Origin of the sequence: Occallatibacter sp. (assembly GCF_035317045.1) — a bacterium.
In the GTDB taxonomy this organism is placed as follows: domain Bacteria; phylum Acidobacteriota; class Terriglobia; order Terriglobales; family Acidobacteriaceae; genus Telmatobacter.
The window spans coordinates 132,386-156,225 of record NZ_DATHHT010000011.1; the positions used below are offsets into that span (position 1 = coordinate 132,386).

The window sequence follows — 23,840 nt, forward strand, 5'->3', positions numbered from 1 at the left end:
AGAATACAACTAGGTACGTTGGTGGCTTTCCTTGATTAATACAGTACACCGCGATGATTCGATTGGGTATGCTTGGGGAGTGGACCCCCGATGACTAATGTCAGTGGACGGCTTCGGCAGCAAATCCTAGACCTCACGGCCCAGTATTTTGATGAGGCCTTTCCGCCGACCGAATTCATACCCGGGGTAACGCCTGTTCCTGTCTCCGGCAAGGTAATTGACGCTGCCGATGTGAGCGCAGTAGTCGAGTCGGCTTTGGACGCCTGGTTCACGACGGGGCGTTTCGCTGAGAACTTCGAGCGCAAGCTGGCACGCTTTGTCGGCGTTCGCTGCGCCTCCCTGGTCAATTCCGGTTCTTCGGCAAATCTTCTGGCGCTTACCGCACTGACCTCTCCCAAATTGGGCGACCGGCGTCTCAAGCCGGGTGACGAAGTAATCACAGTTGCGGCCGGCTTTCCAACCACGATCAATCCCATCATTCAGAACAGGCTCATCCCGGTCTTCGTAGACGTCACGCCGCCGACGTACGAGATCGATGTCAGCCAGCTTGAAGCGGCTCGTAGCGCAAAGACGCGAGCCATCATGATCGCGCACACCCTGGGCAACGTATTCGATCTGGATGCAGTCACAGCCTTCGCCAGAAAGCACGATCTGTGGCTGATCGAGGACTGCTGCGACGCCCTGGGATCAACCTGGAATGGCCGGCATGTGGGCACCTTCGGCGACATCGCCACGGTGAGCTTTTACCCCGCCCACCACATCACCCTCGGCGAAGGTGGCGCGGTCTTGACGGACAAGCCGAACCTGCAGCTTCTGATCGAGTCTTTCCGCGACTGGGGCCGCGACTGCTGGTGCGAGCCCGGCAAAGACAACACCTGCGGCAAGCGCTTCGACTGGCAGTTGGGTTCCCTGCCCTGCGGCTATGACCACAAGTACACGTACTCCCACATCGGCTACAACCTCAAAGCCACTGACATGCAGGCCGCGCTCGGCGCGTCGCAGATCGCCAAGCTGCCGCACTTCATCGAAAGGCGCAAAGAAAACTTTCGACATCTTTTCAAGGCTTTGCAGCCGTTGCAGGATTGTTTAATGCTCCCCGAGGCGACACCTGGTTCGGATCCTTCGTGGTTCGGCTTCCCGATAGGCGTACGCGAGTCGGCGCCTTTCACGCGCCAGGACCTGGTGCGCGAGTTGGAAGCCAAAAAGATCGGAACGCGACTTCTGTTTGGCGGCAACCTCCTGCGCCAACCCGCCTATGAAAGCTGTGAATTCCGAGTAATCGGCGACCTGAAAACCACCGACTTCGCCATGAACAACGTTTTCTGGATCGGCGTTTACCCGGGCTTGACCGAGAAGATGCTGGACTACGTGGCGGAAACGATCGTGGGATTCGCAGCAAATCCGAGGCTCGGCGAACTGGTTGTTCCCTTAGGTAGCGGTGTGGCCGCTAAGCCAAATTCGCAAAGTCGCCCATAAGAAAGCGCGCGCCGTTCAAGGATTAGACATGACAAATTCTCCGAATCCGGATTCAATCTTTCAGCACGCCCTCAACGAACACATTGCCGTGATTCAAGCCATGTCGAGCCAACGGCCGGTTTTTGAGCGCATCGCCTGCGAAATGACACGCGCGATCCTTCAAGGCAAGAAAATCCTCTGGTGCGGGAACGGTGGAAGCGCTGCTGATTCTCAACACCTCGCAGCCGAATTGATGGGGCGCTTTCGACGGGAGCGACGGGGGCTTCCCTCCATCGCTCTGACAACCGATACCTCGGCTCTGACGGCAATTGGCAACGACTATGGTTACGAAAAGGTGTTCCAGCGTCAGGTGGAAGCCCTGTGTAACGTCGGCGATATTCTGGTCGGAATATCCACCTCGGGAAACAGCAAAAATGTCTGCCTGGCACTTGAGGCCGCCCGCAAGATAGGTGCGTTCACGGTAGCGCTTACCGGAGAAGGAGGCGGAGCAATGTTGAAGATCGCAGAAGCGACTCTCCGAGTCCCCTCGAAAGATACCGCACGTATCCAGGAGGGGCACATCCTATGCGGCCACATGCTCTGCGACTGGGTTGAACTGAGTGTTTGTGCGGCGCAGCCGGCGGAGGCGCATCACACGGTGCGCTCATAGCGTTGACACTGATTGTCCTAACGATGCCAGGCCGCGGTTCGGCGTATTGCCTCCCTGAGTTCGATCCTTGGACGCAAGCCGAGGCAAGATTCGGCCTTTTGGACGCTTGGAACATACTGTTCCACTCTCTGGCCTGCTTGTGGAAGCTTGGCAACTTCAATGCGCAGCGAAGGATTGAGTTCCTCAACCACCGTCTGCGCCAGATCGCGAATGCTGATCGCTTCTCCTGAACCGACATTGAAGACTCTCGGGTTCGATCGCACATCGGGTTCACGAAGCAGCATGGTCCAGAGCCAGACGGCGAGGTCAGCGGCGTAAAGGTAGGAGCGCTTGGGCGTACCATCTCCCCGGATGACCACGTCTCGGCCGGCTAGCACATCACCGATAAAGTTTCCGATTGCGAAGTGCTGATCGAGCGGAAGGTGCGGTCCGATAAACGCAAAGCACCGGGCAAGAGTGAATCGGATATCGGATTCCTTTGCGCTAATGGAACAGATCTGCTCGGAAACTCGCTTGCCTTCGGCGTACGCCGCGTTCGTATCCAGCCAGTCCGGCCCTCCGATATAATCCTCGCCGATGTGGCTGATCATTTCAGGCTGTCGTCCGTAAACTGCGCCAGAGCTGGTGAGGAGAAAGCGCTCTGCTCCGCGCGTTCTGGCCAATTCCACCACGCGCTCAGTACCATGAATCATCGTGCCAATTAGATCCATCGGATGCGAGGCCGCCTCAGTCGACGTTGGAGCCGCCGCATGAACAACAAAGTCGATATGCTGCTGTGGGAAGGCGAATGTGCGAACATCTCCCAAAAGCAATCTGACAGAAGGGTCGCTGGCAAGCTGAGAGGCTTTCGCAGAATAGGCTGAGGGATCTCGCGTTAGTACTATCGCTTCCGCGTTGAGAGAGAGTTCGCGGTTGCAATAGACAAAGGACTCAACCAGCCACGTGCCGAAGAACCCTGTGCCACCAGTAATGAACAACCGCTTTCTCCGCGCACTTTCCCAAAGCTCGCGGGTATGCGCACAAATGTGTTCGAGATCCTCAGCTGGCAGGGGTTTCACGCAACCAGCATAAACCCTAACGCTGCAAGCGCAGGGACCTGTTGTTAGCGGATCTGGGTCGGGCGGGAGTCGGCAGACCATCCCTGCTGCCGCTCCTTTTCACCGAACGAGGGGCCGCAAGCTCCTGCCGCATATCTTCAGTAACCTTTACCAAACGTAAATCCAAGAGCGAGATATAAATGAACTGGTATCATGACCGCGTAGTGGGATCTGAATCGCCAATGAGCTAGCCGGACTGCCGAAAGTTGGGACGCTCCCATGAAGCGAAGAAGGAGTAAATAACCCATGAGCACCCTGAAGATTGGTACCCGACTGGTTGGCGACGATCAGCCTTGTTTCATCATTGCCGAAATCGGCATCAATCACAATGGCAACATCGACATTGCCAAGCGACTCATCAGCGTTGCTCTCGCGGCTGGATGCGACGCCGTGAAATTCCAGAAACGCACGGTGGATGTGGTGTATACCGCCGAAGAGTTGGCAAAACCGCGCGAGAACCCTTTTGGCCCGACCAACGGCGACCTGAAACACGGATTGGAATTCGAGCACGAGGAATACGAGGAGATCGACGCTTTTTGCAAATCGATCAAGATGTGCTGGTTCGCTTCGCCCTGGGACGAGGACTCGGTCGATTTCCTCGAACAATTCAGGGTACCCGTCCATAAGATCGCTTCCGCTTCCCTTACCGATGACAACCTGCTCAGACACGTTCGCAAGACGGGAAAGCCCGTCATCCTGTCGACTGGAATGAGCACCTATGCTGAGATTGACCACGCGGTGGATGTCCTTGGAAAAGAGAACCTGATTCTGATGCACGCTACCAGCACCTATCCGGCTAATTACGACGAATTGAACTTGCGTGCAATTCCGACAATGGTAGCGCGCTATCAAGTTCCAGTCGGCTACTCCGGTCATGAGACCGGCATTCCCACCAGCGTTTGCGCGGCCGCACTCGGCGCATGCTGCGTTGAACGCCATATCACGCTCGATCGCGCGGGATGGGGCTCGGATCAGGCAGCTTCGCTCGAACCCAATGGAATCTCGCGGCTCGCGCGGGACATTCGGTTGTGGGAACAAGCCAAGGGAGACGGCGTTAAGCGGGTCTACGAACGCGAATTCCCAATCATCAAAAAGCTGCGTCGCGTCGGGGCGTCGGTTTAGTCCGATATGGCTGAAACAGATCCAGCAAGCCTCCTCCGCCGGATCCGTGCTCTCGCAATGGATGTGGATGGCGTGCTTACCGACGGCGGTCTCTGGTGGGGTCCGAACGGTGAGGAGTGGAAGCGCTTTTGCTTCGCTGACATAATGGGCGTCTCGCTGGCCAGGCGTGCCGGATTGATCATGGCGCTGATCTCTGGAGAAGATTCTCCGCTGGTAGACCGCTATGCCTCCAAGATGCATATTGCATTCGTAGCCAAGAGCTGCCGAGACAAAGCTGGCGCTCTTAAGGAATTTGCAACGTCGGCGCGGGTGGAGCTCGCAGAGATTTGCTACATGGGCGACGATATAAACGACCTTGCGGCGATGGAGCTTGCCGGGCTCTCTGCCGCTCCGTCTAACGCATCACGCGAAGTGCTCGACCAGGCGCACATGGTAACGCAGAGTCCCGGAGGCAACGGCGCTGTGCGTGAAGTTATCGATGCCTTGCTGGCAGCAAAGGATCTGAATACACGCGAAGTTTTAGCCAGGCCCTAACAACCAAACATGAAACTCTCCGACTACGTTGTGCGCTTCATCGCCGACCAGGGCGTCAAACACGTCTTCCTCGTCACCGGCGGCGGCGCCATGCACCTGAATCAATCTCTTGGCGCAGAGCCGCGGCTTCAGGCAATCTGCAATTCGCACGAACAGGCAAGCGCCATGTGCGCTGAAGGATATGCCAAGGCGACGAACCATCTCGGCGTTTGCATGGTCACCACGGGTCCAGGCGGAACAAACGCCGTTACTGGTGTCGCCGGTGCCTGGTTAGATTCGACGCCGACTCTCTTTATCTCAGGACAAGTGAAGCGTCCGGACAGAATGTTCGACAACGACGGCCAGCCGCTGGGGATGCGCCAATTAGGCGTGCAGGAAGTCGACATTGTGTCCATTGTGAAGCCCATTACAAAGTATTCGATGACAGTCCTCGACCCGAACGATATTCGCTACCACTTGGAAAAGGCTGTCTACGTGGCGATGCATGGCCGGCCTGGCCCAGTATGGGTCGATATCCCGCTGGATGTTCAGGCTTCTCCAATCGAAGATCCAGCAAACCTGCGCCCATTCGATCCAAGCGAAATTCAGGACTCAACCGCGTATTCGGATCTCAAGGCGGAAGTCAGTCGCCTGATTGAGAAGCTGAATGAAGCAGAGCGACCTTTGTTGTTTGCTGGGAACGGCATCCGCCTGGCACATGCTGAAGCTGAGTTCGAGCAGCTTCGAGCGCACCTTGGGATTCCGACCGTGGCAACCTGGTGCGCGGCAGATCTGGTCCCAAGCGACGATGCAACGTACGTCGGGCGCCCCGGATCAGTGGCAGCACGCGGTGCTAATTTCGCACTGCAAAACTCTGACTTTCTGCTTGCCATCGGCGTGCGTCTGGACTTTGCGATCACCGGGTACGCGCCGCAAAATCTCGCTCGCGAAGCACACAAGGTCGCCGTGGACATCGATCCGGCTGAACTGAAAAAGCTCCACCCTTACCTGCAGCAGCCAATCTGTTCCGACGCCAAGTCCTTCCTGACCGAGTTGTTGAGCCAAGGCAGTTCCATTCGGAGGTCGGATCGGTCCGCCTGGGACAATCGCTGCGCCGAATGGAAGACACGCTACCCCGTCGTCACAGAAGAACATCGCAAACCCGAGGGCCGCGTCAGCATCTTTCATCTCGCCGAGATCATTGGCACGGAAGTTGGGACCGAAGACAAGCTCGTAGTCGGAAACTCAGGGTCCGCAATCGAAATCTATTTGCTCGCTTGTCCGACTCCCCATTCGCAACGTCTCTACCATACAGCCGGCCTCGGCGCGATGGGATATGCAGTCCCAATGGCAATCGCAGTCTCAATTGCGAACCCGGGACGCGAGGTTATTGCGATCGACGGCGACGGGGGGTTCATGTTCAACATCCAAGAATTGGAAACAATTCGCCGACTCCGCCTTCCAATAAAATTCTTCGTACTAAACAATGAGGGATACGCCTCGATTCGAGCATCGCAGCGGGCCTATTTCGGTCAAGCGATCATTGGTGCTGATAGAAATAGTGGCATCACCATTCCGGATCTGAGGCAGATAGGATCCGCTTTTGGCTTAGGCACAGCAGTAATCAAAGGTCAGGAGGATCTTCGGACATCTGTTCGGGATGTGCTCAGGATGGACGGTCCCGTCGTCTGCGATGTAAACGTAATTCAGGACGAAATGCGAGAACCGCGCCTCCAGTCCTATCAAAAGCCAGACGGGTCGTTTGTTTCAAAGCCTCTCGAAGATTTATTCCCCTTCTTACCGCGTGAGGAGTTTCTGGCCAACATGTTAGTTAAGCCGCTTCCGGAATAGGAGAGGCATGCAACAGCGCGCGATCGGAATCATGCAAGGACGGCTCTCCCCGCCAGAAGAAGGACGATTTCAGAGTTTTCCTCGAAAATCGTGGCGGCAGGAGTTCGTTCGCGCGCAGCAAGCCGGGCTCGCTTTCATCGAATGGATCTATGACGACTATGGATCGTCAGAGAATCCTATCTCATCGGAAAAGGGCCGAGAAGAGTTAGTGCAACTAAAATCCGAAAGCGGAATTGGGACGCCCGCTATCTGCGCAGATTGGCTTATGGATTTTCCACTCGTTCGATGTGATTCGGAAGAACAAAAACATCGTGAACGCATAATTCATCAGTTACTACGTTGGGGGGGGGAAATTGCGGCCTCACGCCTCGTGCTCCCATTCGTGGATGCATCGGCCATGCGAGATCAGCGAGAAAAGGACATTGTACTCGGCGTGCTTGAGCGCGCGTTGCCTGTGTCAGATGAAACCGGCGTGGAGATGCATCTGGAGGCAGATCTCAGACCCGATGATTTCTCTCGTTTCCTCGCCCAAATACCCCACCCAATGATCAAGGTGAACTACGATACTGGAAATAGCTCCGGCCTTGGTTTCATTGCCAGTGAAGAATTCGACGCCTACGGAAATCGCATCGGCTCCATCCATATCAAGGACCGGCTGCGTAGGTCGGACGGAAGAGTCGAAACTAAGCCCCTGGGGCACGGGAGCGCAGATTTCGCTGATGTCTTCTCAAGTATTCGCAGAATTGGCTACTCCGGCGGATTTACTCTTCAGGTCGCCCGAGGCCAGGATGGTGACGAGGTAAACTGGGCAAAACAGCAGGCAGCCTTCATTCGATCGTGCTTGACGTGAGTATATGGATCTTCAACTGAACGGCCGCGTTGCCATTGTCGCTGGATCCTCAAGAGGAATCGGCAAAGCCATTGCTGCGGCTCTTCTTCGTGAAGGATGCCGAGTCTGCATCAATGGACGCAATCAAGCCGCACTGGATGCAGCTTGCGCGGACCTTCGAACAGATTTCGGCGAGCGGGTAATTGGAATCTCGGCGGATCTAACGCAGGCATCAGCAATAAACGATGTATTGAGCACCATCTGCAAGACTTGGCAAAGCCCTGAGATTCTAGTTGCCAACATTGGAAGCGGGAGCGGGAATTTGGGTTGGGAACTAGACGAGAACGAGTGGGAGCGGCTCTTCAATCTCAATCTCTTTGGGAGTATCCGCCTGGCTCAAAGCGTCATCCCTCATATGAAGTCTCGGGGGGGTAACATTTTGTTTGTGAGCTCAATTGCCGGTTTGGAGGCAAGCCCCGCACCGCTGCCCTACAGTGCTGCGAAAGCAGCTCTGGTCAACTACAGCAAGAATTTATCACGGTCCGTCGCCGCCGATCGCATCCGAGTGAATTGCATATGCCCAGGCAACGTACTCTTCCCGGGTGGATCATGGGAACGGCATTTGGCCAATCGAACGCACGAAGTCGAGAAGTACATTTCGTCTGAAGTCCCGCAGCAAAGATTTGGAACTCCGGAAGAAATTGCCGACTTTGCTGCTTTTCTCGTCTCCCCTGTCTCAAAATTCGCTACCGGCGGAGTTTTCGTCGTTGACGGCGGCCAAACACGGAGCATCTGAAGCCGGCGAAAGTGAAGGACTGTCTTCTATGACCACAGAGCCTGCCAATCGAGTTGCAACTCTCTTCGACCTTACGGGCCGCGTGGCTATTGTCACCGGGGGCGCCGGTTTGCTTGGGTATCATCATGGAGCCATTCTTGCGAGCGCGGGTGCACGGGTCGTTCTGCTTGACCTGAACACGGCGAACCCAGGGGCACGCGGAAAGCAATTGGCCGCGGAGTCCGCTACAGAATCGCTGGGGCTCGTCTGCGACATCACATCGGAGGTCGACCTCGAAGGTGTCCGAAAAACGATCATCGACAAATTCGGCCGAATTGACATCCTGATTAACAACGCGGCCAACAATCCTAAAGTGGAAGATGGGAATACCGCATGGTCTCGATTGGAGAACTTTCCATTAGCTTCCTGGGAAGCGGATATACGCGTCGGCTTAACGGGAGCCTTCCTATGCAGCCGCGTTTTTGGCGCAGAGATGGCGAGGCGGAAGTCAGGCGTAATTGTCAACGTGGCTTCTGACCTTGCCGTGATAGCGCCGGATCAGCGGCTTTATCGCGTCGAGGGCCTCCCAGAAGACCTCCAGCCCGTCAAGCCCGTGACCTATTCTGTCGTTAAAACTGCTCTGATCGGGCTCACCCGGTATCTGGCGACGTATTGGAGTCAAGCGAACATACGCGTAAATGCGATATCTCCTGGAGGTGTCTTTAACGGGCAGCCGGAGGTTTTTCTGAGCCGTCTTAGGCAATTGATTCCACTGGGACGAATGGCTGAAAGGGACGAATACCAGGGTGCAATTCTTTTCCTCTGCTCCGACGCGTCGTCCTACATGACGGGCACGAACCTTGTCATTGATGGAGGCCGTAGTTGCCTTTGAAATCACCAGAACTTATGAGTGCGAACCTGTTCTCGCTCGATGGGAAGACCGCTGTAATCACAGGGGCTTCTGGGTTCCTCGGTCGAACATTTGTTCGAGCACTCCTCACAAACGGAGCGCGAATCGTAGCGTTGGGACGGTCCGCACGGTTGCAGAGAGAGGCGAAAGAGTGGGAGCGAGAATTCGGTGATGACAAAGTCGCGTATTTCCAGATCGATATGTACGACATCGAGGCATTTAGCCGCGTTCTGGATGAGATAGCACATAGTGAGAAGACGATTGACGTGCTGATTAACAATGCCCATGAGCTAGGCCCAGGCACAGGATTCAACGTTCCAGAAGGCTCCCTTGACAACGCCACAATGGACACCTGGATGCGCAACCTTACAGGGGGTGTCTATTGGGCTGCGCTTACCACCCAAAAAATCGGGATGCGAATGAAGCAACAGCATTCAGGCAGCGTCATCAACATATCCACGATGTATGCACTGGTTGCGCCGCGACCTCAGCTGTACGCAGGCACCGAATTCATAAACCCACCAGGCTACTCCGCCTCCAAGGCTGCGCTACTCAGTTTCACTCGCTACGTAGCGTCATTTTGGGGCCCGCACGGCATCCGTGCGAATGCTCTCTTGCCTGGTCCGTTCTCCAACACTGAAGACGATAGCGGCGCCAACACCGTCGACCAGAATAGCCCCTTTCTAGAGCGTCTGCGTGCCTGCACGTGCCTGGGGCGGATCGGAAAACCACATGAATTGGTCGGTGCACTGCTCTTCCTGGCTTCAGACGCTTCCAGTTATATGACGGGACAGGCCCTAGTCGTTGACGGCGGATGGACTGCTGTATGACTAATACGCAACATCGGAGCCGAATGTGAGAAATCAAAACTGCCCGCTCTGCGGATCAAAGACAGATTCAATCTTGCGTCTTCGATTCAACAGGAAGATGAACCTGCCTACCGAACTGGAGATCAGACATTGCGCTTCAGACAACTTCCTTTTTGTCGCGAGTGGCCGCCAGCAAGACTACGACGAGTATTACAAGTCTCTGGTTAACGATTCCTATCACGCGGAGTTATCTGCGGGAAGTCTTCACTCGCCGATTTCAATCCTGCAGCGCAGCTACCTCGTGGATGCGCTAGGAGGATTTTTTGGAAAGAGCAGGAGAGTTCTGGATTTTGGCTGCGGAGAGGCAAGCCTTCTCATAGAGCTTGCAGGTGATTTTCCCACAACAACATTTTTGGGATGCGACCCAGGACCCGCTGTGCAGATCGGGTCAAACAAAGCGTCTGCACTAGGCCTGCAAAATATAATTGTCTCCGATATGACGGCCATCAAAGAGCATGGCCCCTTCGATCTCGTGATATTGTCCCATGTCGTCGAACACTTGCTCGATTTTGATCTCCTCCATCTGTTACATAGCCTTCTGGTTGACGACGGGCTTCTTTATGTTGAAGTCCCAAATCCGCTTTGTTATGAAACTTATAAACGAAAGGAATTTCTCTACTATTTCGACAGACTGCACGTGAACCACTTCACGCCACAGGCTCTCACGCGACTGTGCGCCGTGTACGGCTTTGGCTACGTCCGGCATTTTGAGTACGCATTCCCATATCGCGACGGAGGGGAGTACCCAGCTCTCGGGATGCTGCTCCAGAAAAGAAACGGCGCTATCGGGTCCTTGTCCCCGAGCATCCTCGATGCGGCAAACAAATACATCTCGGCTGAGAAACAAAGGGCAAGAGCGATTGAGAGCAAGCTCGACACGTTTGAAGGTGTCCTGATTTGGGGGTCAGGAGATAACTTCTATCGGTCTTCCGAAAACGAGGGGCCTCTCTCCAACTTGCGCAATATGGTCATTCTGGACCGTCGGCCTCAAATAATCTCGATTGGGGGCAAGGAGTACAGAGCTGAAGACCCTCAGGAAGGAATAATGCGCTACCCCTGGCCGGTAGCGATCACCGTCTCAGAGGGACGAAATGCGCTACAAGATCAGGTCAAACGGATTGACCCGCGAAGGCCCGTATTCTTTGTCTAGTGCTCTGGTCATGCGTTGGGAGCCTCGGGGGGAGGTTTCAAGTCCTTCCCTACCAATCCTTGTCGGAACGAAAACTCTCTATGACCGAAGAAGCTGAGGATTACAGTGACTGTTGTTAAGAGTGCCACAGCAAGATAGGAGGCAAGCTCGGGCCTGCGCATCGTATGCCTGAGAGCTGTAACCAGGATAGGCAGGGCGATCAACCCAAATATCATGCCGCTGCCATATACGCTAAAGCAGCGTATCCACTCTCTTACATAGTTTCCTTGCGTACGAAAAACGAACCACTTGTAGGCCAGGAAAGCCGCTGTGATTGCGATCAAATTGGCAATAAGCCAGGCATACATGTAACTGAAAGAACCGAGCCCCCGGAACAACCAGTTCAGGAGAGCGAAGACCGAGTAACCGAACGCCGTATTAAATCCGCCCACCAGCAGGTAACGGATGAACTGGGACAGCGATTTGTTGGGGCTCGGTTTCACAAGCGATGGAGTCACCTAGAAGTTTATGCGCTCTTTCTCAGTGACCAGCGGGCGGTTGAGCACCAGTGTGTGAATCGAGCCGACATATTCTCCGATAATGCCAAGAGCGATGAGTTGCACCGAACCGAGAAAAAAGAGGCCAAGGACGACGGGCGCTACGCCAACGGTGAAGGTTTTCCAGAACACAAGCTTGTAGCCAAGGTAAAACACACCAAGAACAAAGCTGATCATGGCCGAGACAAATCCACCAAAGATCACAAGGCGCAGCGGCACCTTGGAGAGATTTGTGATCCCCAACATCGCGAGGTCGTAGAGGGAGTAGAAGTTGTTCGAAGTGATCCCGCGCTCGCGGCGTGCCTGGTTGTAGAAGACCTTGGCAATCGGCAAGCCGAGTTCGGCTATCATGCCCCGGAAGTAGGGATAGGGGTCACGGAAATTGCTGCGGATTTGCTCGATCACGGCGCGATCGTAAAGGCCAAAACCGGTGAAGTGCTCAAGAACTTCGACGTTCGTCAAACGCGCCACCAGACGATAGTAGGCGGTACGTATGCGATACATCAGGCCGCTTTCGTCGCTGGAGTTCTTGACGGCGGCGACAATCGGGAAGCCCTTCTCCCATTCGCGAATCATTTCGATGAACAACTCCGGCGGGTCCTGGAGATCTGCTGCCACGCTGCCGATGGCGTCTCCCTGCGCCTGCAGAAGCCCGTTCATTCCCGAACGGTCCGCGCCAAAGTTGCGGGCATTCACGATAACTTTGACGCTGGGATCCTCCGCGGCCATCTTGCGCAACTCGTCTACCGTGCCATCCTTCGAAGCATTGTCGACAAAGAGATGTTCGACGCGATATTCGGGCAGCTGTGCCGCCATCGCCATCACCCGGCGATGAGTCTCGCGGACATTCAGCACCTCGTTGTAGCAGGGGGTGATGATGGTGATCAGTTTCTTGTCCACTCGTTTTCCTTCGTGGCACTAGGCCGGTTTAAAGTGCATCTTCAGACGCAGGAATCGGACCTCCAAGAGGTCATAGCTAAGTTTGGCAATGAGAAACACTAGGGAGAATTCGAACAGCATGAAAAGTACGCCAATTCCAAAATTGGAGCGAGTCCACGCACCTGCGTCGCTCTTGACGTAGAAACTGAAGGGCAGAAATACCAATGTGTGGTAAACGTACATGCCATAGCTATACTTTCCAGCCGTCTGAAGCACCTTGGAACTAAGCAACCTCTGCGCCGGTGCGGTATGGTGCTGCGACAATGCTACGAGCGCCGTTGAAAGCAAAACAAAGCCAGTTATTCCGAGCGTCATGATCCATTGATTCGTGCGAATGAGTTCGATGGTGTGGAAGGTGGCGATATAACACATGATTGCCGCACCGGTTAATCCTAAGGCTTTGATCATACCGATCGGCAAAGGCCTCTGCTCCCTCGCCATATAGAGCGCGCAAGCCGCGCCGGCAAGAAGACCATCTATTCTGCTACCGGTGAGCTGAGCCAGGCCAAAGCTTGCGCCGAAGGCATATACGGAGAGTAAGATCCGCAGCGGCAAAGCACAAATAATCCCGAAGATGCATAGTCTCTGCAGGGCCCGTCCAGAAAACAACCAGACGAAGAGTGGCCAGACGATATAAAACTGCTCTTCAACCGCTAAACTCCAATATGCGCCCCAGATACCTGAAAGCATCCCTTGACCATGCCAAAACCCGGGCCAGTTTTGGAGGTAGACAAAGTACGCTACCTTCCACAACGTCGTAGGCGGAAGGAGGGTATGAATCAAGAAAAGGAAGTGAGCTGCAATTAGCGTAGATATCAGCGTCAGATAGTAAATCGGAAAAATTCGCAGAATGCGACGGGCATAAAAAGACGAAAAATAATGCGGAGAGTCCTTCGTCTTGAGTAAGATTCCGGTGATCAGGAAACCGGAAAGCACGAAGAAAAGATCGACCCCGCCCCAAAGAGGAATCATCGTGAGTCTGAATAGGATTGCAGCAACGGATCCATTCATGCCATCAAAGATTCCAGTGAGTCCGGCTCCGTGAGACAGGAGAACGCCGAGGATTGCCAGACCTCGAATGCCATCCAATTCGGGCATATGTTTCGGTTGTGCTGCACGAACTCCAGTAGTTGGCACCTCGAGAACATCGGCGTGCTGCAACAGACCCCGTCGCTCGGCCTGCTGAATCCCCACGGCATCTATCATGGCCGCTTGCTCGCCAGACACCAAGCCATGTCTGCGTCGCCCGCTCTGCCTGATGAAGAATAGCTGCCTGATGCGAAAACTGTTCCACCGCACACACGCATCAAGCTGATGAGAGACTGCTCCGTAAAGTAATTGATGTGCTCGTGCATCATGTAGAACGTAGCCGGACGGAAGATATAGCGGGAAAGTGAGGGGTGGAAAAGCGTCATCACGCCGATCTGCGCGAGTCGTCGTGCGATCCTCGAAAGCCCCAACGGAATTTCGCAGGGAACCTCAAGGAAAACGAGTCCCCTTTCGGGAGCCGCACGGAGGAGTTGTTTCACAAGATCGACCGGAAATCCTACGTGCTCCAGAACATTGCTGTTGACAATAAGATCGGCCATGCAGGTTGCCGGGTCTGCGACCGCTTCCACGCCATTTGTGGCCGGGATTCCTGAGATGTCGTAGACGAATGCCTCGGCACCCGGTAACAGTCCAACCACCAAATCACCTCGATCCCCGCCATAGTCGAGGATCCGTTCGATCTTTCGGTTCTTAAGGTGCTCGTTGAAAATCGGCGCAAGCTTTGCACGTCGTTTCCGGTACGAATCCTCAGATGCCAGGTCCGCATTGAATTTGGTGGTATACCAAGGCTCGGTAGCGTGGCGCATGCGTTGATACTCTTGGGCACGATAGCCGCTATAGAGTTTCTGAAGATCGCCATCATCGAGGCGAGGGTTGTAGAACATGAAGCCGCAAGAATCGCATTTCACCAAATCCACGCAGAAGGGTGCTCTGTTCCAAATCCGCTCCGCCAGGAAAGGAGCGACGAGTGCGCGCTTCAGCAGCCGGATTGGAGCTTCGCAGATGACGCAGCTTTTTACTTCGATCATGCAACGCCCCGCTCCAGCAAATAGGACCTAGTTAAAAAGAGTTTGCAAACCTAAGGCCAGTATCCACCGAAAGGCGCACCTATTCCGGGCTTTTGTGTTGATCAAGTTGGTACCATCGTAACGCCTCAAACCAAAGAAAACTAACGCCTGGGTGTACGATCTTTCAAACATTTTCCGGATCTTACCGTCTGTCATATCGGGGCAGATTCAGCAACCAAAACCTGCCATGGTCGCCCCGAAATCTGCGCACCAATCGACAAAGACTTCGGTCACTTCCGGCGCTACACTCGACCTCAGTTGCGAATGAAACTCGAGGCCGTCGTCCTTCCACATCAAGTGGTGAACGCGTTGATTCCTGCGTAACATCTGCCTTCTTATCGGCAATCCAGCGCCCGGAATTCCGGTTGGGTGACTATGGGGTTAAGTGTCCAAACCCAGCTGGTGCGGTCATTCCAAACGGGGTCGTAGATGTTCGCGACCAGGTAATCGATGTGGTAGATGTGGCATACGTCTCGTGCCGTTTCAGCGGTGGCGTGCATGAATAGCGGCGGAATGGCTGCGATCATGGCCGGACAGCCGGAGGGATCACCGCCGAGTTCGGAACCGCACCAGAGCTGGTCTGACGTGATGGCGGTCTGGTGGTTGATGTTGGCTAGGTCGATGTTGCTCCAGAATGTGTCAGGTGAAGTGGGGTCGAACTGCACGATTGCATTGCGAGCGATCTCAGTATTCAGCTGCGCGTAGCCAAGGGCGGAGAGGTACGCCTTATGGGGGAGAGTGCCATTTCGAACATCGGGAAGAGCGAGGATTCCAAAACGCAGGATGGAGGAAATGTAAACCGTACTGAGCGCACCCAGAAACATGCAGACCTTGGCGCCCGATGTCAGCCAGAGCGGAGTCTGGGGAACTTCGGGATCGCGGACAGGGGCTGCGCTCTTGTGCTTTCCGCGACTGCAGCCAATTACGAAGTCCGATGCCATCAGGAGAAGTGGGAACTCCACAAACATGCCGCCATGAATGCCGAAGTCATTTATGGTCAAAACCTCTGAACGAATGAAGGAGATGATGGGAAACGTCGCAAATGCGAGAAACAGCAGCGCTCTCTGTGCGGAATTCAGGGGCTTTCCTGCTCGCCAGCGAGGGACGAGGTAAGCAACCATGACCACGAAGTAGAAGCCCAACTCCACGGCATATCCGGGGATCATCAAGATGAGTTTGGCGAAAGCCCGTGCGGGCTCTGGATGCGCAATTGCAATGTTCCGGAAAATGGGCAAGGCAAGCATGCCCGCCGGAGAGATTGTTTCGCGAATTGCAAAACCAAAAACGTGGCCGCCATGTGACCTGGACGATCCCTGTGCCAATTCCTGCAAATAGGGGAGGAGCAGGACAGCGGCCACCACGGCGCCCACCGCCAGATACAAAACCGGCTTTGGTTCGCGCTCCACGGCGAGCTGCCATATCCCCCAGGCAAGAACGATCAGGAAAAAAGCGAAGGCGACATAAATGGACAGCCCGAACGCGCTGGCAAAGGATACCCCAATCATGACTGCAGTCCCAAGCTGTAGCCGGCCGCGTTGCTCCTTAGCCATCCAAGCCAGCAGGAACGCCAGCATGCAGCAAACCAGGCTCGCGACATGGTGCGGATAGAAGTAGAAATTGTCGATCCAACTCGTGAGTTGGCCTTCAGGCCATACCTCGATGCCCGGGGGCGATTTGTGCAAGATGAAAATATCGAACACATCAATCACAATGTAGGGACCGGTGATTGCCAGAAGTCCAATTGACACCAGAAACTGCTTGCGTAGCCGGGCGCCCACCTGTAGGAAGTGTTTGAGATAAAGACCGAGGAGAGCTGCCAAACAGAACCCGGACCAGATACAGCTGGCAATCACGATCACGCGCAAGGGGAATTGCGTAATCCGCGCGATCACGGCGCAGTCGACGAGCCAGAAATAGTAATAACGCAGATTGGCTGCGTGTTCGAAAAAGTAGAGGGGATTGTTAGGCGGTAGTCCCGTCCGGAGGACAGCATCGGCCCAGTTGACACGCGTACCGTGATCGAAAAAGGTCAGACTCAGAAACAATTGTTGGCCACGTTGAAAGTCAATCAGCGACAGAATCGAAAGAGCGGTCCATGCGAATGCCAGCGCAATTCCGATGCTGCCCAGCGGATGAAAACCCAAGGGCCACTTCGCACCGGTCCGGTGCAGATCAAACCATTCCCAACCGAGACATCCGAGGAAAATCACACCGCAAAGACTGAAAGAGATGGCTGCTGTCGTAAGCGAGAGGAATCGACTGACTAATACTGAGGAGATCGTCGAGATCCCGATGGATAGCGGAATGCTCCAGAAAAGGCGCTCTACAAATGTGCGTCGGCGAAAGTCGTGCAGATTCGTAAACCAGGCCGCGACGTATCCGGTGAAGACTGTCACAGGGGCGAAGGCTGGTATCGCCAGAAAGCTCTCTATGAGTTGGGCGGACGTGATTGACTGGAGAATCGAGATATTATCCTCCTGCCCTCGATGCGAATCGTTCCATTCCCGCGAGACTTTGGGCAAGCGAACCTGGTTGCGTCCTCGCTAACGGCAATCGAGCGCGCGAAACTCGGGGTCTTGCACAACTGCCTTAAGAGTCCAGACCCAGCTTCGCCTTTCCTTCCATACGGGATCGTAAATGGTGGTGACAAGGTACTGAATTCCGAACTGGCGACAGGTTGAGTGCGCCTGTTCGGCGGTAGAGTCGTGAAAGAGGGCGTCAAGGGCTGAGGCCATAGCGGGGCAGCCGGATGGATCTCCCCCCAGTTCAGAACCGCACCACGGCTTGTCCCCCGCAATCGCTACTTGGCGATTGATAGCCACGAGGTTCACAAGTCCCCAGAATTCGTTCGGGAGAGACGGGTTGAATTGCACGATAGAAGCGCGCGGGATAGCCGCGTCCAGCTGAGCGTATCCAATGGATGAGATGTAGGCGTCGTGAGACAGATTGCCGGCTATTGGATCGTGAACGACGCTCTTGTGAGCCGCCTCCACCAGAGGGATGGTGAGCCGGAACATCACCGCATAGTAGGTAGTGGTTAGCGCCCCGAAGACGCAAGCAAGAGCAAGGATCGACCGCAGCCAGTAAGGAACTCTCGCAGGTGCTCCCGACCGATCCTCAACCAATTTCTGCTTCGAATCCCGACCTTGCCAGCTCATCACGACTTCTGAGGCAAGCAGAAGCAACGAGAATTGCATGAACAGAGCTCCCCGAAAGCCGAAGTCATTGTAGGAAATCACAGAGGACCTAATGAGAGACGTAATGACGAGCGAAGTCGCAGTGATGAAGATGAGCGTATGGCGGGCGGGAGTGAGTCGCGCGCGAAAACGAAGGGCAGGAACCAGGGAAAGAAGAAGTACGCCGAAGAAGAATCCCAGTTCGACGGCCAGTCCCGGAGTGAGGAGCAGAAGCTTGGCGAGGTTCTTAGCCGCCGCTGGATGAGATAAGGCGATCGACTGGAACAGTCCCGATGAAAGCAGCCGGTCGGGAGGGACGGTCTCGCGAACGGAAAAACCAAAGGGAGACCCGCCGTGTATTCCGGATGATGTACCGGCCAGTTGCATGAGGTAGGGACTCAGGAGAAGGCCAGAGCCCAATCCACCAGCCACCAGCATCATCGAAGAACGAAAGCTCCGCTGGAATATGAACTGCCACAATCCCCAGGTCAACATCATCAAAGCAAATGCAAATGTAACGTAGAGCGAGAGGCCGAAAGCGCTTGCCAATGCAAAGGCGATGAGCGTCACGATCGGGGCTAGGCGCCCCCTGCCTTCCTTGTTTCCTATCCATGCCAAGAGAAAGGCGAACATGCAGCACACAAGGCTGACAACATGATGCGGGGCGAAAAGCAGCGTCACGAACCAGCTGTCGATTTGGCCAACGAACCATGCTCGCGGATGGTCGAAGATCGGGATTCGCAAATAAATGTAATTCCAGACGTGAACGATGATATCGAGTCCGCTAACCATCAGCAGCGAAATGGCGACAATGAAATGCCGACGCAATTTTTCCGTGACGCCGAGAAAGTGTTTGAGGTAGAGACCAATGAGAGTTGCCAAGCCAAACCCCGACCACACACAGCTGGCCATAAGTGCGGTACGAGCAGAAACATGCGCCATAAGAGCCACTACCGCGCAAATGACGTACCAGAAATAGTAGTTGCGCATGGCGCTCGCGTGTTGATACCAGTAGAACGGATTGGCCGGTGGAACGCCGGTGCGCAGGATGCTTTCAGTCCAGCTGACCCTCGCCCCTTGATCGTAGATGGTGAGGCTCATGAAAAGCTGATGGTGATACTCAAAGTCAACGAGGGACAGCACGGCAACTGCGATCCAAAGGGCTGCCCAGACGATGGCTGAGCCACCCAGAGGCTGCCAGCCGGCGATCAAGTTCACGTTATTCCGGCGCAGTTTCCTGCGCTCCCACACAAGAAGGACCAGCCAAAGGGCTACGCCGGCCTCGAAGACCCGTACCACGGCGATCAGGGAAGAAGCCCACGCGATCAACACCGATGCGATGGGTGAAACAGCAAACGATGCCGGGATACTCCACAATATCCGCTCCACGAACGAACGGGAGCGAAAGCGATAAAGGTCAGTGAGCCAGCTGACAATGTAACCTGGGCACACAGCGACAGGAAGAAAAGCCGCAATGGCCAGCAGAACGTCGCGGATCTCGGTCACAGCGATGTTGTGAGCGCCGGAAATCTCAATCTCCTTGCCACATTACGAGCTTCGCCTGAGGATTGACCTTCATTTTCATGGTTGAGAACGGGAAACTCCGAATTCGATTTGACATTGTAACCTGCTCAGGCACTGCTTCAAAGCCTCGAGTTTCTTGATCGCGCAAAGAGTGGTTTGCTAAAACCCAGAGGTAGAAGAACGCCATCAAGAGCAAAACAAGCGGAGCTGGACGCGTAAAGACGACGGTGATCAGGCGGCTTGCGAACGTAGGCTGCGGCACCAGGATGCCGTGCGTAAGCAGGATGCGAATGCCCGAGAAGACATCCCCGTTGACGACAAATCCGGCGGCGGTAACGAGCATGGCCGCCCAGCCGAGAGCTCCCCTTCTGGCCCAGAGCATGGCACAGGCTGGAATCGTGAGCAGAATGAGTTTCGCGTCGTGCTGCATGTGATATGTGGGAAGCATCGAGAGCGGCGCAGCGGCCGCAAGTGCCAGACAAACTCCAATCGGGGTGGGCCGGGTGCGTACCGTCAGGACTACCCAAATGAGTATCAGCGAAATGCCGATGGAATACGCGATCAGGTTATAAGTCGAGGGATTCGAAAAAAAGATGCTGGCAACTGACTGAAGTTGCACGAGCGAGTCCATATTGAGCCCGGCCTTGCCGGTTGCCGCAGGATCAGCAATGCTGCCAACGCCGGAAAAGAATGCCATGTTGGCTTGAAGCTCCTGAAGCCAATGCGAAGACGTGTAAGTGACCCAGAGAACGACCGGAAGGCTCAGGATTACCACTGTGAATAGAGCCTGCAACGCGCGTTTGCGGTAGGCGCCTCCCACGAGAAGAAGGCACAACCACACCAGACCTGAATCGTTGGGCTTGAGCGCAAGGCTTAGAGCAAGGCAGAGCACGCCGAGCACCACAAGGCGTTCACGATAGAAGCACCAGACCGCAATCACGCAGAAACCAACGGCCATCGCAGCGGCGTTGCCAATCATGAACAGCCAGAAGCTGTTCATGAGGGCGAACCCGGCCAGAGAGCCAGAAAGCAGCGGAGCAAGGTCGCCAGCCATATCACACATGAGAATCGAGGCAAGAACGAGACTCACGATCATAAAAACGGTCCAAAGCAGTTTCCCCGCAGCAAACCCGACCAAGGCGAACGGAAGGGTAAAAATGAGAGCCGTGGGCGGATAGAAGAACCGGGTCTTCATTTGGCGGTCCAGAATCGGTTCGTTGGGCCGCTCTCGATCTTCGCCCTGGTAGACGCGAAGAACATCCCTTTCGCTGTAGAGATCGCCATGCTGGAGCAGGCATCGAGCCGGATAATAAACGACCTTGAAATCACCCATTTCGATCAGGGAAACATGCCGCCATGCAATGCCGACGACTAGAAATACAATCATGCCCAGCAACACCAGGATCAGTCCATCGAGCCGTGCTTTATTCATGTGTAAGTCCCGTTCTGTATCAGAGCAAGTCTGATTTCCTGGATGCAGACAAAGATGCTGGGTCAGTCATGAAACGGTTATCCCGGAAGCAAAAGTGTTTGCGGAGCCTGCAAAGGGACTGATTGCAACACTGCGGGAATTCTGCCGCACAAATGCCCATAAGAAGAAGATCGAAGTGACCAATAGGATGAGCGGAGTTGGGCTCCAGAGCGAAACCGTGATGAGCTTTCCGAAGAAACTGTCGGCCGATAGCGGCAGCCGACGAGCGAACAAGGCGAGAATGGCAAGCGGAAAGTCTCCAGTGGCAGATATGGCCGAGCCTGAGACCAGTAAGGCGGCCCACCGAACCACACCTCCCTCCGCCCACAGCATAGCGAAACCGGGAACCGTCAGCAAAAGGATCTTGGCATCGTAAGCCCGATGATAGCTTGGCAGCATTGAGAGCGCTGCAATGCCTGCGAACACGAACCAGAGCCCGGCAGAAGTCTGGCGCGAACGCAAAACGACGAAGGCCCACACGAAGAAGAGTAAGCCGCATACAAGAAAGCTCATTGCATTATAGAAATGCGGATCGTCTTTGAAGACGCTGATCGCGGCCTGTAAATCGATCGCACGAATGACCCCGTGGCCCGTAAAGGAGGACGGACCCGGATCATTGATTCCACCTCGCTGTGAAAACCACAGCAGGTTGGAGTGCAGAGCCTGTATCCAGTGCGGCGAGATGCGTGTCGTCCATAAAAGGATGGGTAAAGTGAACACCACGTAGACAGCGACAGAACGCAGCGCACACCGTCTGAGTGTTCCGCCAGCAAGCAGTAAATACAACCAGACGAAACCTGCATCGTGAGGCTTAAGGGCCAGACTGATCGCCAGACAGATGACCCCCGCTGGAACAAGTCTCTCGTTCACGAAGCACCAGACGGCTATAACGCATAGACCGACAACAACGCCGGCCGGGTTGCCGATGGCAAGGGCCATCCCGCTGTTGGCAAGCAGGAACCCCAGAAGCACGCCAGACGCCAGAGGCGCGCCGTTGAGACCGAAGGTCCACATCAGAAATCCGGCAAGAGCCAGGCTGCCCGCGGTTACGATCATCCAGAGGACGTGCGCCGGCCCAACAGGAAGCAACGCGAAGGGCGTTGTAAAGAGGAATGCGGTCGGCAAATAGACGTACCGCGTAACAACTGATCGGCTGCTATCGGAAACGGGAAGGTGCACGTGTTCTTGCTCGTCGTACATTCGAAATACGTCGCCTTCGGCGTATGGGTCACAACCCCGCTGGACGAGGCAGCGTGCGCTGTAATAAGAAGCTTTGAAATCTCCCGCTACCCCTGGCGCGTGAATCTCAAAGACAGAACCGAGGAAGATGAAGAGAGCCGTTCCGACAAGGAGGGCGGAAATGCCGCTCAGCCGCGATCTCTTCATGGTAGCCGTCCTTCAGCGAGAGCCGATGCAATGACTCTCAAATTCCTGCCGTTCTTGGCACCCGATGGGACCCGCCCGTGACAGAAGACACGGGCTGATCAATCGTCTTCTTCAACGTTCCGGTTTCCGTTCCAACCGCCCGCCGGACGTATATCCACATGTAAAAAATGGCCGTGCACAGCAAAATGAGCGGGGCCGGACGTAGCAGCCAGATCGTAAGCACCTTTGTGGTCAGTCCCATTTGAAGCACGTTGATATTCCGCGTAAGAATCGAGATGATCGCGAGCGGAATGTCTCCCGTCAATGTCGCGGCCAGAGTGGTCAACACAACGGCGGCCCGCGCGAGCCAACCCCCACCCGCCCAAAGCATGGCGCAGGCAGGGACCGCAAGGAGCAAGAGCTTGGCATCATAAGGCCGGTGATAGCTTGGGAGCATCGAGAGTGGAGCAATCGAAGCCAGTCCGCACCAGATACTTGCTTGTGCATCCACCCTGCGGAGCATGGTGATAAGCAGAATGACAAAGATGGATGCACAGATGGCCAACGTCACCGGGTTATAGAATCGCGGATCGTCGCGAAACACGCTGGCAACCGTTTGCAGGTCGATGATCACATCAGCACTACCACGTCGGCTGATCGAATGAGGGCCGGGGTCGCTGATATCTCCCGGGGCAGAAGTCTCCGCAAGATTAGCAGCCAGTTCCCGGGGCCATTGGGGGGAAACCTGCGAAACCCACAGGAGCGCCGGGACAGCCAGCAGAATTGTTATTGCCAGGGACTGCAGCGCGCGTTTCCGCAATGCACCTCCCGCGAAGACCAGAAAGAGCCACGCTAGGCCGGAGTCATGCGGCTTGAGAGCCAGGCTAACGCCAAGACCTATAACGCCGAGCCACTCATACCTTTTCTTGACGAAACACCAGACGGCAATCACGCAAAGGCTCACCGCGATTCCCGCGGTATTCCCCACCGCGTAGAGTACCTCGCTGTTCGCGAGCAGGATACAGATGAGGAGGAGAGAAACGCACGGCGCGTATTCGCTCGCCAAATCGTGCACCAGAAAAGCCGCTATCGTGAAACTGACAGAAATCAACGCGAGCCAAAGCACATGCGATAATCCCCAAGGCAGTATCGCGAGCGAAGCCACCAGGAAGAGAGTGGTGGGGAGGTTTACACATATCGAGACGGCGCGAAGGAAGAGGAGTTTTTTGAACGGATCGGACGGGACCCCCCCACTCTCAGCCGCATAGACCCGAAGGAACTCGCTGGCCTGATAAGGGTCGCTGCGGTGAATCAGGCAGCGGGCGCCGTAATAGACAGCTCTATAGTTTTCCGTTCCACCCGGAGAAGTCCGATCGACAAGAACGCCCAATAGGATCGAAATCCCGCTACTCAACAGGATCAGGAACACACTCACCGCGCGCATGTTTGGCATATCCCGTTTCGCTTTCAA

The 23,840-nt window shown here is 55.2% G+C and carries 20 protein-coding genes; 10 read left to right on the forward strand and 10 right to left on the reverse strand.

Translation table 11 applies throughout. The annotated features are described in order from the left end of the window. Positions 1-90 precede the first annotated feature (90 nt). Together rfbH and VK574_RS03910 are read left to right on the forward strand one after the other, a co-directional pair. Entirely contained in the window at positions 91-1,476 is a 1,386-nt protein-coding gene (gene rfbH, locus VK574_RS03905; RefSeq protein ID WP_472798499.1) for a lipopolysaccharide biosynthesis protein RfbH, read from the forward strand. 28 nt (positions 1,477-1,504) lie between these two features. Beyond that, the gene (locus tag VK574_RS03910) at positions 1,505-2,125 is read left to right on the forward strand and encodes a D-sedoheptulose-7-phosphate isomerase (protein ID WP_472798500.1); all 621 of its coding nucleotides are present in this window, start codon (positions 1,505-1,507) and stop codon (positions 2,123-2,125) included. A 17-nt stretch (positions 2,126-2,142) separates the two neighbouring features. On the opposite strand, the gene VK574_RS03915 is transcribed toward VK574_RS03910, so the two are convergent. Continuing rightward, positions 2,143-3,264 (reverse strand): NAD-dependent epimerase/dehydratase family protein, encoded by a 1,122-nt coding sequence (locus tag VK574_RS03915; RefSeq protein ID WP_472798501.1) that lies wholly within the window; start codon positions 3,262-3,264, stop codon positions 2,143-2,145. A gap of 204 nt (positions 3,265-3,468) precedes the next feature. Here VK574_RS03915 and VK574_RS03920 point away from each other — a divergent pair, with 204 nt between their 5' ends. From VK574_RS03920 to VK574_RS03955, 8 genes are all read left to right on the forward strand, one after another. Next, positions 3,469-4,344 (forward strand): N-acetylneuraminate synthase family protein, encoded by an 876-nt coding sequence (locus VK574_RS03920; RefSeq protein ID WP_472798502.1) that lies wholly within the window; start codon positions 3,469-3,471, stop codon positions 4,342-4,344. Positions 4,345-4,350: 6 nt separating this feature from the next. Next, positions 4,351-4,878 carry a KdsC family phosphatase gene (locus tag VK574_RS03925; RefSeq protein ID WP_472798503.1) on the forward strand — a complete coding sequence of 176 codons (528 nt, stop codon included), beginning with the start codon at positions 4,351-4,353 and terminating at the stop codon, positions 4,876-4,878. A gap of 9 nt (positions 4,879-4,887) precedes the next feature. Then, the gene (locus VK574_RS03930) at positions 4,888-6,708 is read left to right on the forward strand and encodes a thiamine pyrophosphate-binding protein (protein WP_472798504.1); all 1,821 of its coding nucleotides are present in this window, start codon (positions 4,888-4,890) and stop codon (positions 6,706-6,708) included. 7 nt (positions 6,709-6,715) lie between these two features. Continuing rightward, positions 6,716-7,558, forward strand: coding sequence for a sugar phosphate isomerase/epimerase family protein (locus VK574_RS03935; protein ID WP_472798505.1), 843 nt, complete (start codon positions 6,716-6,718; stop codon positions 7,556-7,558). A gap of 4 nt (positions 7,559-7,562) precedes the next feature. Next, complete coding sequence (locus tag VK574_RS03940) at positions 7,563-8,333, forward strand: SDR family NAD(P)-dependent oxidoreductase (protein ID WP_472798506.1); 771 nt, start codon at positions 7,563-7,565, stop codon at positions 8,331-8,333. A gap of 28 nt (positions 8,334-8,361) precedes the next feature. Next, a complete protein-coding gene (locus VK574_RS03945) occupies positions 8,362-9,204 on the forward strand; it encodes an SDR family oxidoreductase (RefSeq protein ID WP_472798507.1) in 843 nt (280 codons plus the stop codon). Between the two features lie 14 nt (positions 9,205-9,218). Further along, positions 9,219-10,052 carry an SDR family oxidoreductase gene (locus VK574_RS03950; protein ID WP_472798508.1) on the forward strand — a complete coding sequence of 278 codons (834 nt, stop codon included), beginning with the start codon at positions 9,219-9,221 and terminating at the stop codon, positions 10,050-10,052. Positions 10,053-10,149: 97 nt separating this feature from the next. Further along, complete coding sequence (locus VK574_RS03955) at positions 10,150-11,241, forward strand: class I SAM-dependent methyltransferase (RefSeq protein WP_472798509.1); 1,092 nt, start codon at positions 10,150-10,152, stop codon at positions 11,239-11,241. Positions 11,242-11,249: 8 nt separating this feature from the next. Here VK574_RS03955 and VK574_RS03960 read toward each other — a convergent pair whose 3' ends face one another. The 9 genes from VK574_RS03960 to VK574_RS04000 all read right to left on the reverse strand — a co-directional run bounded on the left by VK574_RS03960 (position 11,250) and on the right by VK574_RS04000 (position 23,822). Then, positions 11,250-11,738 (reverse strand): GtrA family protein, encoded by a 489-nt coding sequence (locus VK574_RS03960; protein ID WP_472798510.1) that lies wholly within the window; start codon positions 11,736-11,738, stop codon positions 11,250-11,252. Continuing rightward, positions 11,739-12,677, reverse strand: coding sequence for a glycosyltransferase family 2 protein (locus VK574_RS03965; protein ID WP_472798511.1), 939 nt, complete (start codon positions 12,675-12,677; stop codon positions 11,739-11,741). An 18-nt stretch (positions 12,678-12,695) separates the two neighbouring features. Next, entirely contained in the window at positions 12,696-13,922 is a 1,227-nt protein-coding gene (locus VK574_RS03970; protein WP_472798512.1) for an acyltransferase family protein, read from the reverse strand. Then, positions 13,919-14,794, reverse strand: coding sequence for a methyltransferase domain-containing protein (locus VK574_RS03975; protein ID WP_472798513.1), 876 nt, complete (start codon positions 14,792-14,794; stop codon positions 13,919-13,921). The genes VK574_RS03970 and VK574_RS03975 overlap by 4 nt, the downstream gene beginning before the upstream one ends. 374 nt (positions 14,795-15,168) lie before the next feature. After that, positions 15,169-17,355 (reverse strand): hypothetical protein, encoded by a 2,187-nt coding sequence (locus VK574_RS03980; RefSeq protein ID WP_472798514.1) that lies wholly within the window; start codon positions 17,353-17,355, stop codon positions 15,169-15,171. A 21-nt stretch (positions 17,356-17,376) separates the two neighbouring features. Further along, positions 17,377-19,515: a hypothetical protein gene (locus VK574_RS03985; protein ID WP_472798515.1), complete on the reverse strand. Its 2,139-nt coding sequence runs from the start codon at positions 19,513-19,515 to the stop codon at positions 17,377-17,379. A 25-nt stretch (positions 19,516-19,540) separates the two neighbouring features. Continuing rightward, positions 19,541-20,965: a glycosyltransferase family 87 protein gene (locus VK574_RS03990; protein ID WP_472798516.1), complete on the reverse strand. Its 1,425-nt coding sequence runs from the start codon at positions 20,963-20,965 to the stop codon at positions 19,541-19,543. A 66-nt stretch (positions 20,966-21,031) separates the two neighbouring features. Then, the gene (locus VK574_RS03995) at positions 21,032-22,390 is read right to left on the reverse strand and encodes a glycosyltransferase family 87 protein (RefSeq protein ID WP_472798517.1); all 1,359 of its coding nucleotides are present in this window, start codon (positions 22,388-22,390) and stop codon (positions 21,032-21,034) included. A 37-nt stretch (positions 22,391-22,427) separates the two neighbouring features. Next, positions 22,428-23,822, reverse strand: a complete 1,395-nt coding sequence (locus tag VK574_RS04000) for a hypothetical protein (RefSeq protein WP_472798518.1) — start codon at positions 23,820-23,822, stop codon at positions 22,428-22,430. Between the last annotated feature and the right edge of the window lie 18 nt (positions 23,823-23,840).